Origin of the sequence: Bacteroides fragilis, from assembly GCF_019583405.1 — a bacterium.
GTDB lineage: Bacteria > Bacteroidota > Bacteroidia > Bacteroidales > Bacteroidaceae > Bacteroides > Bacteroides fragilis_B.
This window is the reverse complement of sequence record NZ_SZUU01000012.1, coordinates 46105-58524: the sequence shown is the minus strand read 5'-3', so window position 1 is coordinate 58524 and position 12420 is coordinate 46105. Positions and strand designations below refer to the sequence as shown.

At 45.1% G+C, this 12420-nt stretch carries 11 protein-coding genes; 5 read left to right on the top strand and 6 right to left on the bottom strand.

Features of this window, described 5'->3' with window-relative positions:
* Positions 1 to 6 precede the first annotated feature (6 nt).
* The 5 genes from FDF36_RS19305 to rnr form a co-directional block, all read right to left on the bottom strand.
* Positions 7 to 492 (bottom strand): RNA polymerase sigma factor, encoded by a 486-nt coding sequence (locus FDF36_RS19305; RefSeq protein ID WP_220392432.1) that lies wholly within the window; start codon positions 490 to 492, stop codon positions 7 to 9.
* Between the two features lie 191 nt (positions 493 to 683).
* Positions 684 to 1829 (bottom strand): DUF5991 domain-containing protein, encoded by a 1146-nt coding sequence (locus FDF36_RS19300; protein WP_220392431.1) that lies wholly within the window; start codon positions 1827 to 1829, stop codon positions 684 to 686.
* A 71-nt stretch (positions 1830 to 1900) separates the two neighbouring features.
* Entirely contained in the window at positions 1901 to 2863 is a 963-nt protein-coding gene (locus FDF36_RS19295) for a toxin-antitoxin system YwqK family antitoxin (protein WP_220392430.1), read from the bottom strand.
* Between the two features lie 124 nt (positions 2864 to 2987).
* Positions 2988 to 3500 carry a hypothetical protein gene (locus FDF36_RS19290; protein WP_259281479.1) on the bottom strand — a complete coding sequence of 171 codons (513 nt, stop codon included), beginning with the start codon at positions 3498 to 3500 and terminating at the stop codon, positions 2988 to 2990.
* A gap of 796 nt (positions 3501 to 4296) precedes the next feature.
* Positions 4297 to 6441, bottom strand: a complete 2145-nt coding sequence (gene rnr / locus FDF36_RS19285; RefSeq protein WP_220392429.1) for a ribonuclease R — start codon at positions 6439 to 6441, stop codon at positions 4297 to 4299.
* Positions 6442 to 6544: 103 nt separating this feature from the next.
* Here rnr and FDF36_RS19280 point away from each other — a divergent pair, with 103 nt between their 5' ends.
* The 3 genes from FDF36_RS19280 to FDF36_RS19270 are packed head-to-tail and all read left to right on the top strand — an operon-like array spanning position 6545 to position 9429.
* Positions 6545 to 7444: a cation diffusion facilitator family transporter gene (locus FDF36_RS19280; protein ID WP_220392428.1), complete on the top strand. Its 900-nt coding sequence runs from the start codon at positions 6545 to 6547 to the stop codon at positions 7442 to 7444.
* Positions 7445 to 7465: 21 nt separating this feature from the next.
* The gene (locus FDF36_RS19275) at positions 7466 to 8473 is read left to right on the top strand and encodes an NAD-dependent epimerase/dehydratase family protein (protein WP_220392427.1); all 1008 of its coding nucleotides are present in this window, start codon (positions 7466 to 7468) and stop codon (positions 8471 to 8473) included.
* Positions 8464 to 9429 carry a phosphatase PAP2 family protein gene (locus tag FDF36_RS19270; RefSeq protein ID WP_220392426.1) on the top strand — a complete coding sequence of 322 codons (966 nt, stop codon included), beginning with the start codon at positions 8464 to 8466 and terminating at the stop codon, positions 9427 to 9429. The genes FDF36_RS19275 and FDF36_RS19270 overlap by 10 nt, the downstream gene beginning before the upstream one ends.
* A 162-nt stretch (positions 9430 to 9591) precedes the next feature.
* Here the strand turns inward: FDF36_RS19270 and dusB are convergent, their stop codons facing one another.
* Positions 9592 to 10566 carry a tRNA dihydrouridine synthase DusB gene (dusB, locus tag FDF36_RS19265; RefSeq protein WP_220392425.1) on the bottom strand — a complete coding sequence of 325 codons (975 nt, stop codon included), beginning with the start codon at positions 10564 to 10566 and terminating at the stop codon, positions 9592 to 9594.
* 94 nt (positions 10567 to 10660) lie between these two features.
* Between dusB and FDF36_RS19260 the strand changes: the two genes are divergently transcribed.
* The gene (locus FDF36_RS19260; RefSeq protein ID WP_220392424.1) at positions 10661 to 11119 is read left to right on the top strand and encodes a DUF2059 domain-containing protein; all 459 of its coding nucleotides are present in this window, start codon (positions 10661 to 10663) and stop codon (positions 11117 to 11119) included.
* 57 nt (positions 11120 to 11176) lie between these two features.
* Complete coding sequence (locus tag FDF36_RS19255; protein ID WP_220392493.1) at positions 11177 to 12418, top strand: peptidase U32 family protein; 1242 nt, start codon at positions 11177 to 11179, stop codon at positions 12416 to 12418.
* Positions 12419 to 12420 lie beyond the last annotated feature (2 nt).

The following is a 12420-nucleotide window of genomic DNA, read 5'->3' as shown; positions in this document are numbered from 1 at the left end:
GATGCTTTACTTTTTAAATTGTTTTTGTAATCGGCTTTTCAGCCTGTGAATCTTTACGCCGACGGCGGAGCTGCTTATCCCCACTATTTCTGCTATTTCTTCATAACTATAGTCTTCCATATAAAGCAGCATGATAGACTTGTCTATTTCATTCAGCTTTTGAAGGGCATTGACAAGTCTTTGCCAGTTTTCGTCCTGTTCCTGCTGTTCCCAAGGGTCAACGGTCTCTCCCTCCGGCGGCGAGTCATGAAACTCGATGCGACTATCCTTTCTTATTTTCGAAATAGAGGTATTGATTGCTACCCTATAGATCCACGATGCGGGTTTCTCCTTGTTTTGCAATGCCGGGAAAGATCGCCAGAGCTGATAGACGGTTTCCTGAAAGTTGTCCTCTCTGTCCGCTTCCGATCTGAAATATACCCGGTTTACCTTGTGGATAATCCCCTGATAGGCAGTCAACATCTTCAGAAATGCATTTTTGTTCGACTTCATTTGTTTTAATCTTTACTTTATAGTCGGGCGAACGATGTTATTATTACAAGATTGCTTTATTATAAAAGAATAAGAGGGAAAAGAGTATAAAAAGAATTAGGTAAGAAAAGCAATAGACAATAAAACAAGAGGCTGAACTCAAAAATAAAATTTTGAGACAGCCTCTTTATCGGTCATTTACCAAAAATGAATCATTGTACCTGATCCAAAGGTATCTTATAGTAATAAGTTTGATCTGCGCCATTTTCCTCCCGGAGGGCTTTCACATAAAGAGTGGTGTTATCCTTCCAGCAAACGGTTTGCGGGAATATCTTGTCCGACCATAAGCCGAACATGAATTTGAATTCGCCGCCTGAGACCTGAAATACCTTTATAATTCCGGCTCTTTCGCCTTCAAGCTCGGTGCATGCATCCACACAATAACAATTCTGATTCAGAGAGAACAAAGCTTGGGTGCGGAGACCGTATTCTTCCCCGTTCGCTTTAGAGACGTATGAAATTCCTTCCCACTCAAGGCCTTCGTATTCAAATACATAACAATTCATTTCTGCAAGATATCCTTTGTATAGGTATTTACGATACGCATCGGATTGTTCATAGCAATCGGATAACACTTTTGTGTGCCCATTTTCCAGTGAAACAGAATAGCTCCCTTGGTCAGTGGGTAACTGAACCGTGCTGTCCGGCTGTATGTTCTTATAGTTAGCCGATGCCGCTAAAAATTCAGCTTCGTCAATGGGAATGACCCAACGGTCTAAATGATCTTCTTCAGTGCCATATTCAAAGTCCTCGTGCCAATAGGTTATTTCCGGGATCGAGTCATGATCCGATTCCTCTGATGTATTAACCGGCTCCTTCTCCAGCAATATCTTTTGATTGTAAACCCATCCGGTAACCGGAATGACCGGGCTTTGCACATAATATTTTCCCTGTTCGCAGGTAATCAGGGCAACCGTATCGCCCTCGTTTCTAAAAGGTACGGTAGTAGTCTCTTCAATCTTTCTTTTGTAGAGTAACAACAACCGATCTTTGCCTTCCCGGACCGAGCATTCACACACGAAAAACGTCTGAAAGCCCTCTGCTGTAAAAGAAACCATCGAATCCTGAATTTCAAAATCATAACCGACTCCGATGTTGCTGGCATCTTCTTGAATGGTTTCTCCTGAGAGGATATATAAAGAATAGCTCCCAATCCAATGCTGACTGATGGCGTGTTCTGATTGTTCGGTTTCGTTGCCGGGTGATTGAGTCTTCGGAGTGGACGAACGTTTCCCAAAATTTATACAACCGGATAGTAGTATAATGCACAGTGTTATTAAGATCCACTTTCTATTCATAAAAACAAATGTGTTTATTCATATTCCTATCTATAAATGTAAAACCGCCTTCCATACCGGTTCCGGCAGAATTACTCTTTCCGTATATCGTTCTCGTAACGGCCTGCTTCGCGCACGGTTCCGTCTTCGTTCAGATATTTAAAAGGACCATGCTGTTTGTTGGCCTTATAGGTGAATTCCGACTTTAGCTGGCCGTTGCTATAATAATATTCGCGGCTGATGCCTTCCAATTTGCCATTCAGGTAATTTTTGGAGCTTTCGGGCTTTCCATCAGTGAAATAGCGAATCTCTTCTCCTGTCTTTTCCCCTGCCCGGTAGGTAGTCGAACGTTCGGGGATGCCCGTGTCACGGCGATATTCGATCCAGATTCCGTCTTTTTTGCCTTCCTTGTAAGTACCTTTTTTACGGAGATTTCCATTCTTTAGCGTTTCAGAATATTCGCCCGTCAGCAATCCGTTTTTATAGCTGCTGCGACGAGTGAAATCAATACTACCGGACAGATGCTCTACCCAATTTCCATCGGGCTTGCCGTCCTTATAATAAGTATTGCGCACGAGGCTTCCTTCCTCATTGTATCTGCGATCGTATCCGTCCTGGTCTCCCATTTTATAGCAGACCTCCGTTTCGACTTTTCCATTTTGATAGTATGACTTACAGACACCGTGCAACTTTCCTTCCGTGAACGTTCCTTCGCCCTGCAGGGTTTTGCCGTCGCCATAATATGTTTTACGATAGCCTTCTCTCCATCCATCCTTGTATGTGCTTTCCTCCGCAAGGACATTCCTCTTAAAATGGCGATACAGCCCGTCGTACATGCCATTCTTGAAAGAAGCCAGGATATATTCCGAATGATAGCCGTCGATGATGCGGTATTCGCCCTGTAATGGTGTTTTTTCCTCGTTCAGTTCCCGGAACAGCAACCGTCCGTCACCATAGTTAATGACGGACACTTCGTTTACTTGAAATACCTTTTCCTGAGCAACACTTGTGAATACCCATGCTCCGAGTAAGAGTAAAAGAATAACTTTTTTCATTGATTTCTTGGTTTATTTTGTGATAATAAATAATTGGAATATCTGCATTCTGCCTTTATCCGCCGTAGCGGATGAAAGTACGTTCGATACAGGGTTGCCCGATCGGTCTTTGTACTGTCAATCTTTACAAAGATTTTTTATTGGGAATAAATGCGCTTAGTATCTCTATATCTTTGGGACGGACCAGTACGTCTAATTTTAATATTTCTGCGGATTCCTTGTTCCTGAACTCAAGTTCCATAAATCTTTTCTCTAATCTTTTCATTGAAGTATCCATTCTTCTTGAAAGATAAACATGTCCATTACCGCTATCGGCAATATAGCTCTTATTGATAAAAGCTGTGTAGTCAGATGTAAATGCTATCCATAGTAAGAAACCCTTGTCGTTGGAGGAGTCAGTTGAGTCGCTGGCGTTTAACGTCATTGTATGTATAATTTCTTGCCCGGTGGACTCTTGAACTTTCTTTATAAGTTCAGGTTCTATTATTTTCCAGTTCTTATTATTCTTGATTGCTCTGATAATTATAAAGAAGATGCTGAGTAATGCGATGATTACAAATAGTATTGCTATGATCAGTTTTATTCCAAGCATGTTTGTGATGTTCTTTTTATTGAGTTGTTTTACTCCGTATTCCAACTTTGTTTAGTTGGCGGCAAATATACTGTTTTAATTCCGATGACCGAATGAAAATTGGTTTTATTGTTAAAATGCTAAATGATGAAGCGGCAATGAGCAGAGTTGATAAGCGGGTACGAATGTATATGGTAAAAAGAAGAACTGTCGCATTTACACTTCATCAAAGAATTGCACGGCACCTTGGATACATTACCGGAATGAGTTTTATATATTAGGACTCTTCGGATAATCCGGTTGCTACGTTTTGTCTGTGTTTCATTTCAAAAAGTAAGTAAATGGCTGTTTCCGCTTACATGTACTTTCTCTTTTATCGGACTGATAGGGAGCACAGGAACACAAAAACAGATTTTTGGACTCCAACAGCCGGACTTTGGGGATCGGAAACCCGGGCTTTTCGGGTTGAAGCCCCTTGCTTTTCTGAAAAAGAAGTAAGCATTTTCCGAAAACGCTTACTTCTTTCGGGTGAAATGCTTACTTCTTTTTGGAAAAAACAAAGGTCTTTTGTTTCACATCTTCTTTTACCGGTGTTTCGGAGCAGTGTGAATCCATATATTTCTCTGGCTGCTTCCGAATGGCGAGCGCTTAGGAAAAGATAAAATGATTTCTTATATCCTCTATTCCTTTTTCTTTGTCCGGCTTCTGCGTACTTATGCTTTCACTTTTGTATCAACTTCTCCAATCCGGATAATAAAAAGAAAATCGCTAACCCGTAGGGAAAGCGATTTTTCTTTGTGCCCATACTTTTGGCCGTAAATAAGCCAATCTGAGCAAATACGATTATCATTTTGATAAAATGTTATTCTATCAATGCGAAGTCCAGTTGTTTTTTCTCCAGATTGGCCCGTGCCACTTTGATAGTGATCGCGTCTCCCAGGCTGTAGATACGGTTCTTGCGACGACCACGCAGGCAGTAGTTCTTTTCGTCGAACTCGTAATAATCATCGTCCAGATCGCGGATAGGTATCATGCCCTCACATTTGTTTTCGTTCAGTTCTACGTAAAGTCCCCATTCCGTTACGCCGGAGATCACTCCGTCATAAGTCTGTCCCAGATGTTCGCTCATAAACTCCACCTGTTTGTATTTGATGGAAGCACGTTCGGCGTTGGCTGCAATCTGTTCCATGTTCGAACTGTGGTCGCACAGATCCTCGTACTTCGTTTCCGATACGCTGCGTCCGCCATCCATATATTTGGTTACCAACCGATGCACCATCATGTCCGGAAAACGCCGGATAGGAGAGGTGAAGTGGGTGTAATAGTCGAAAGCCAGTCCGTAGTGTCCGATGTTGTGCGTAGAGTAGCGCGCTTTCTGCATGGCACGGATAGATACGGTTTCAATCAGGTTCTCTTCCTTTTTTCCTTGTATGTCGTCCAGCAGGTGATTGATCGATTTAGAGACATCTGTCTTGGTTCCGCTTGTGCGAAGTCTGTAACCGAAACGGGCGATGAACTGTGCGAGGTTGTCCAGCTTTTCCGGATCAGGAAGATCGTGGATACGGTAAGGCAGCACTTTGGCCTTCTTTCCTTTGGGTGCCTTGCCTATTTTTTCTGCTACGGTGCGGTTGGCAAGCAGCATAAACTCTTCTACCAGTTTATTGGCATCTTTTGACTCCTTAAAGTAAACGCTGATGGGTTTTCCTTTTTCATCGATTTCGAATTTCACTTCGTAACGGTCGAAGTTGATGGCTCCTGCCGCAAAACGCTTTTCACGCAGAGCCTTGGCTATGGTGTCGAGCATCAGTACCTCGTCCTTGAAGTCACCCTCTTTGGTTTCGATGATCTGTTGCGCCTCTTCGTAAGTGAAGCGGCGGTCCGATTTGATGACCGTGTGTACAATGCGCGAATCTCTCACTTCTCCTTTTTCCGTAATGTCGAATATGGCAGAGAAAGCAAGTTTCTCTTCGTTGGGGCGAAGCGAGCAGATGAAGTTGCAGAGACGTTCGGGCAACATCGGTATGGTGCGGTCTACCAGATAAACGGAAGTTGCACGCTTTTCGGCTTCTTTGTCGATGATGCTTCCCTCTTTGACATAATGCGTCACATCGGCAATGTGTACGCCGACTTCCCAAAGTCCGTCCTTCAACGGGCGGATGGAAAGGGCATCGTCAAAGTCTTTGGCATCTTTCGGGTCGATGGTGAAGGTGGTTACTTTCCGGAAGTCTTCGCGGCGGGCTATTTCTTCTGCGGAAATCTCTGCGGGAATCTTATCCGCGGCTTTTTCTACCGACTGCGGATAGACGTATGGCAATCCGAATTCGGCCAGGATAGCGTGCATCTCAGTCGTATTGTCACCGGCTTTGCCAAGAATGTCGAGCACTTGTCCGATCGGGTTTTTAGCTTTGTCCGGCCACTCTGTGACCTTTACCACTGCCTTGTCGCCGGTCTTTCCGCCCTTCAGTTTATCTTTAGGGATAAAGATGTCGTTGGCAAGCGTACGGTTTTCCGTGACGAGGAAAGCATACGATTTCTCCACTTCCAGTGTGCCGACGAATGTATCGTTGGCGCGTTCCAGTATCTCGATCACTTCTCCCTCGGCCTCGCGTCCGCGACGTTTGGCATAAAAGGCGATGCGCACTTTATCGTTATTCATCGCATGAGCGGAGTTACGCTCGGCGACAAAAATCGGGTCTCCGCCTCCTTCGGGGATAAACGAGTTCTTTCCGTTGCTTTTACGCTGGAAAGTTCCGGTCATCTCAACACCGTGATTGTTTAGCTTATATTTGTTTTTATCTACTTCGGTAATGTAGTCATCGGTCAGGAGATCGGCCAGGATATCCATGCAGAGCATTTTTAGCGGATGAGTGGTTAGCTTCAGTTCCGAGAAAATATATTTCAGGCTGATAACCTCGTCTTGTTTGGCATGGAAGAAATCGAGAACCGCCTGTGACAGTTCTTTCTTCTTCATTCTTTTGCCGGCTTTTTTTTCTTTCTTTTTAGCCATAATTGGTTCGTTTTATATCAATCAGTACAAAGTAAGCGATTAAATATTAATAATTCAAGATTTTCATGTACATTTGCCCCTCACATTATGAATAATCTAACAAATGGAAAGTGAAAAGTCTTCCAGGGAGAAGGGAATTTATAAAGTAACGATCGTGGGAAGTATCGTGAACTTCCTTTTGCTCGTTTTTAAATTCTTTGCCGGAATTGCCGGGCATAGTGCGGCTATGCTGGCCGATGCTGTCCATTCACTATCCGATTTCATCACCGATATTGTTGTCATTGTCTTTGTCCGCATTGCCGGGAAACCGGAGGATAAAGGTCACGATTACGGTCATGGCAAATACGAAACCTTGGCTACGGCCATCATCGGGTTGTTACTTCTGTGTGTCGGTTTCGGTATCTTTTGGAATGGTGCTTCGTCCATTTATACTTTTTTGCGGGGCGGACAGTTGGAGTCTCCCGGTGTAGTGGCATTGGTGGCGGCATTGGTGTCGATTGTGTCAAAAGAGATACTGTATCAGTATACCGTGATTCAGGGCAAGAAGTTGAACTCCCAGGCCGTGGTAGCCAATGCCTGGCATCACCGGAGTGATGCGTTGTCATCCATCGGAACGGCTATCGGTATTGGAGGGGCCATTTTGCTGGGAGATCATTGGCGGGTACTCGATCCGATTGCCGCAGTGGTAGTCAGCTTCTTTATAATGAAGGTATCTGTGCAGTTGCTGATTCCTTGTGTGGACGAACTGCTTGAAAAGTCCTTGCCGGACGATGTCGAGAAAGAGATCGAACAGACTGTACTCTCTTTTCCGGGAGTGAGTCAGCCCCACCATTTGCGCACTCGCAGGATCGGCAATTATTATGCCATCGAATTGCATGTTCGTATGGATGGGAAGATAACTCTGGAAGAGGCACATAGTACGGCAACTGCCATTGAAAATAAGCTGAAAGAGATGTTTGGGAAAGGAACCCATGTAGGTATTCATGTGGAACCAACGAAATAATTATCATTTGATCTGAATTTTATGGAGAGTATTCTAATTACCGGAGCAAGCGGATTTATCGGCAGTTTCATTGTTCAGGAAGCATTGAAGCGCAGATTCGGTGTCTGGGCAGGGATTCGTGCATCCAGCAGTAAGAAATACCTGAAAGAACGTAAGATCCACTTTCTTGAATTGGACTTTGCACACCCCAATGAATTGCGGGCGCAACTGTCCGGGCATAAAGGTACGTACAATAAATTCGATTATATCGTCCATTGTGCCGGCGTGACCAAGTGTGCGGACAAGAACGACTTCGACCGTGTCAACTATCTGCAGACCAAATACTTTGTCGATACGTTGCGCGAGCTCAATATGATTCCCAAGCAGTTCATCTACATCAGCACCCTGAGCGTATTCGGTCCGATACGCGAAAAGGACTATTCACCCATCCGTGAAGAAGATATTCCGGCTCCGAATACGGCTTACGGATTAAGCAAGCTGAAAGCAGAGCTCTACATTCAGAGCATACCCGGTTTTCCGTATGTCATTTACCGTCCGACGGGAGTGTACGGACCTCGTGAGGCAGACTATTTCCTGATGGCGAAGTCCATCCGGCAGCATACGGACTTCTCTGTGGGATATAAACGGCAGGATCTGACATTTGTGTATGTGAAAGATATTGTACAGGCTATTTTTCTGGGAATTGAGAAGGAGGTTTCCCGGCGCGCTTACTTCCTGTCTGACGGGAAGGTGTATAAAAGCCGTGCTTTCTCCGATCTGATTCAAAAAGAATTGGGGAGTCCGTTTGTTATTCACATCAAATGTCCGTTAATTGTGCTAAAAGTCGTATCTTTGCTCGCCGAATTTATAGCGACCCGTTCGGGAAAGAGCAGCACGCTGAATTCGGACAAATATAAAATAATGAAACAAAGGAATTGGCAATGCGACATAACTCCGGCTGTGAAAGAACTGGGATATGCTCCTGAGTACGACTTGGAAAAAGGAGTGAAAGAAACAATTGCCTGGTATAAGAATGAAGGATGGCTTTAGATTTATTTAAACGTGTAGAAAGCCGTAAAGGCTTGTTTGCTGTTGAGAAGATAACATTGATATACAATCTGTTAACTTCTATCTTGATTTTATTCATGTTTCAACGGATGGACCATCCGCTCCACATGTTGTGGGACAGGGCGGTGATTGCGGCAATGACTTTTTTACTGATGTATCTCTATCGGCTGGCTCCGTGTAAGTTTTCTGCTTTTGTGCGTATCGCCATTCAGATGAGCCTTTTATCCTACTGGTATCCGGATACTTTCGAGTTCAACCGCGTCTTCCCCAATCTGGATCATCTGTTTGCTACGGCCGAGCAGTGGATGTTCGGAGGGCAGCCTGCCGTATGGTTCTGTCATGCGTTTCCGCAGATGTGGGTGAGCGAGCCGTTCAACATGGGCTATTTCGCTTATTATCCTATGATTCTGGTTGTGACGTTGTTCTATTTCATCTATCGGTTCGATCTGTTTGAGAAGATGTCTTTTGTACTGGTCACCTGCTTTTTCATCTACTACCTTATTTATATATTCGTTCCGGTTGCCGGCCCTCAGTTCTATTTCCCTGCCATCGGCATGGATTCGGTTTCGCAGGGTGTCTTTCCTTCCATTGGCGATTATTTCAATCACAATCAGGAGTTGCTTCCGGGTCCCGGCTATCAGCATGGATTCTTTTATAGCCTGGTAGAGGGTTCGCAACAAGTGGGAGAGCGCCCTACGGCGGCTTTTCCCAGTTCGCATGTAGGTGTTTCGACTATTCTGATGATTATGGCTTGGCGTGGCAGCAAGAAACTTTTTGCCTGCCTGTTGCCGCTCTATCTGTTGCTTTGCGGAGCTACTGTCTATATTCAGGCACATTATCTGATTGATGCGATTGCGGGCTTTATCTCTGCTTTCGTGCTGTATGTGCTGGTGACGAAGATGTTCAAGAAATGGTTCGCAGTGCCGATGTTTAAGTGATGGGGTGGATTTACCACAGAGTAACACAGAGTCTCACAGAGAATAAATAAACTTTATTAAAATAAAGTTCGTACACGTGTGTGTGCACATATACTAAAATAAATCTACATTAACTCTAATATTAACTATCAATTTGTCCACTTTACTTTGTGGAACTCTGTGTTACTCTGTGGTGAGTCCGTCGAATATCCGGAAGAGTTCTTCTACCGACTCTGTTCGCAGCATGGCGATGCGTGTTTCCCGGAAATTGGGGATTCCTTTAAATAGGGGAGTTGCTGCCAGATGACGGCGGATATGGATGATCCCCCTGCGTTCGTCCAGTCGGGCTACACTGTTCAGCACCTCTTCGCGCAACACATCGAGGTACCACTCGAATGATTCCCGCGGAAGTTCTTCTCCGGTTTCCAGATAATGCTTCACTTCGCGGAATATCCAGGGACGGCCGATACTGCCGCGTCCTATCATAATCGCATCTACACCATATCGCTCAAAGCACTCTTTGGCACCCGCAGCCGTAGTCACATCGCCGTTTCCTATAATAGGTATGTGCATACGTGGGTTATTCTTGACTTCTCCTATCAGGGTCCAGTCTGCCTCGCCCGTATACATCTGCGCACGGGTACGTCCGTGAATGGCCAGTGCCGCAATGCCGCAATCCTGCAGTTGCTCTGCCAGGTCTACTATTATTTTATGATCGGCATCCCATCCCAGGCGGGTCTTTACAGTAACGGGTATTTTGACCGCCTCTACTACGGTACGGGTTATTTCCAGCATCTTCGGGATATTCTGCAACATACCGGCGCCTGCGCCTTTTCCGGCAACTTTCTTTACCGGACAGCCGAAGTTGATGTCTAATATATCCGGTTGTGCTTCTTCTACAATCCGGGCGGCGCCAACCATGGCTTCCGTATCTTTACCGTATATTTGAATGGCGACGGGACGCTCTTCGTCGCAGATGGTCAGTTTTTGAGTTGTTTTGTTGACGGAACGTATCAAAGCATCACTCGAGACGAATTCTGTGTATACCATATCGGCTCCGAACTTTTTGCACATCAGGCGGAAAGCGGGATCGGTGACATCCTCCATCGGAGCCAAAAATACAGGGCGTTCACCCAGGTCTATGTGGCCTATTTTCATCTTTTTACGATTTTCTATTCATTATTTGGCTGCAAAAGTACGGAAAAAACCCCTACCTTTGCACCTCATTCATTTATTTAACTGGATAGAAATTATGAAGAAAAGACTATTTTCCATTGCTCTGTGCCTGACTTTTATCTTGTCTGCCACTTCCGTTTCGGCTCAGGATGCTGCTTATAAAGAGGCGTTAAGCAAGATGCTCGAGGCCTCGGGCGCTATGACTACTGTGAAATCGATGGTTCCGCAGATGATCGGGATGATGAAACATACTTATTCGAACGTTCCGGATGAATTCTGGAAGAGCTTCGAGGAGCAATTATCGGAGAAAGCAAACACCCAGTTTCTGGATATATACGTGTCTATCTATCACAGATACCTGACGATAAGCGACCTGAAGAAGATCACTGCATTTTATGAATCGCCGGTAGGCAAGAAGCTGGCCGAGTCCACTCCGGTGATGACTGCCGAGGCTATGGAAGCTGGCCAGCAGATCGGAATGGGGATTGCCCAGGAGATAGTGGCAAACCTGAAAGAAAAAGGATATATTCAGTAGTTACGGACTCGTAACTTATAATTGGTAACTATGTATAAGATAAGTGACTTTGAAATAATGGCTCCGGTTGGCTCACGCGAATCGCTCGCGGCAGCCATCCAGGCGGGAGCCGATTCTATTTATTTTGGTATTGAGAATCTGAACATGCGTGCACGTTCGGCCAATACATTCACCATTGAGGATTTGCGCGAGATAGCCCGGACCTGTGACGAACATGGAATGAAGAGTTATCTGACGGTGAATACCATCATATATGACAAGGATGTTGAACTGATGCGTACCATTGTCGACGCGGCCAAGGAAGCGGGTATTTCGGCTGTGATTGCCGCCGATGTGGCGGTGATGAGTTATGCCAACAAGATTGGTCAGGAAGTGCATCTGTCTACACAATTGAATATCTCGAATGCAGAAGCCTTGAAGTTTTACGCGCAATTTGCCGATGTAGTGGTGTTGGCGCGCGAACTGAATCTGGAACAGGTAGCGGAAATCTATCGTCAGATTCAGGAAGAACATATCTGTGGACCGGGTGGAGAACTGATCCGTATCGAGATGTTCTGCCACGGTGCACTTTGCATGGCTGTTTCGGGCAAGTGTTATTTATCATTGCACGAAATGAATCATTCCGCCAACCGGGGAGCTTGCATGCAAATTTGTCGCCGCGCTTACACAGTCCGCGACAAAGATACCGATGTAGAGCTTGAGGTTGATAATCAGTATATCATGTCGCCGAAAGACTTGAAGACCATTCACTTCATGAACAAAATGATAGATGCCGGGGTGCGTGTGTTCAAGATTGAGGGCCGCGCCCGCGGTCCCGAATATGTACGTACTGTCGTCGAATGTTATAAGCAGGCCATCCGGGCATATCTGGATGATTCGTTTACCGACGAGAAGATTGCGGCATGGGATGAACGCCTGAAGACTGTATTCAACCGGGGATTCTGGGATGGCTATTACCTGGGACAGCGTCTGGGAGAATGGACTAAGAACTACGGGTCGGCAGCCACTGAGCGTAAGATATATGTGGGTAAAGGCATCAAATACTTCTCTAACATTGGTGTAGCCGAATTCTTGGTTGAAGCGGCAGAAGTAAGTGTGGGTGATAAACTGTTGATTACCGGACCTACTACCGGAGCTGTGTTTGCTACGCTCGATGAGGCCCGTGTGGACCTGAAACCGGTAGAAACCGTGAAGAAGGGAGAGCACTTCTCTATGAAGCTGGATAAGATACGTCCGAGTGACAAACTGTATAAATTGGTTTCGACCGAAGAACTGAAAAAATTTAAAGGACTGGAATAAAG

What these genes read in the sequence shown, in the direction of transcription:
- FDF36_RS19270 (WP_220392426.1), top strand. Translation starts at nt 8,464, where the DNA reads ATGGCTTTAGATTTATTTAAACGTGTAGAAAGCCGTAAAGGCTTGTTT.
- FDF36_RS19280 (WP_220392428.1), top strand. Translation starts at nt 6,545, where the DNA reads ATGGAAAGTGAAAAGTCTTCCAGGGAGAAGGGAATTTATAAAGTAACG.
- dusB (WP_220392425.1), bottom strand. Translation starts at nt 10,566, where the DNA reads ATGAAAATAGGCCACATAGACCTGGGTGAACGCCCTGTATTTTTGGCT.
- FDF36_RS19300 (WP_220392431.1), bottom strand. Translation starts at nt 1,829, where the DNA reads ATGAATAGAAAGTGGATCTTAATAACACTGTGCATTATACTACTATCC.
- FDF36_RS19255 (WP_220392493.1), top strand. Translation starts at nt 11,177, where the DNA reads ATGGCTCCGGTTGGCTCACGCGAATCGCTCGCGGCAGCCATCCAGGCG.
- FDF36_RS19275 (WP_220392427.1), top strand. Translation starts at nt 7,466, where the DNA reads ATGGAGAGTATTCTAATTACCGGAGCAAGCGGATTTATCGGCAGTTTC.
- FDF36_RS19260 (WP_220392424.1), top strand. Translation starts at nt 10,661, where the DNA reads ATGAAGAAAAGACTATTTTCCATTGCTCTGTGCCTGACTTTTATCTTG.
- FDF36_RS19295 (WP_220392430.1), bottom strand. Translation starts at nt 2,863, where the DNA reads ATGAAAAAAGTTATTCTTTTACTCTTACTCGGAGCATGGGTATTCACA.
- rnr (WP_220392429.1), bottom strand. Translation starts at nt 6,441, where the DNA reads ATGGCTAAAAAGAAAGAAAAAAAAGCCGGCAAAAGAATGAAGAAGAAA.
- FDF36_RS19305 (WP_220392432.1), bottom strand. Translation starts at nt 492, where the DNA reads ATGAAGTCGAACAAAAATGCATTTCTGAAGATGTTGACTGCCTATCAG.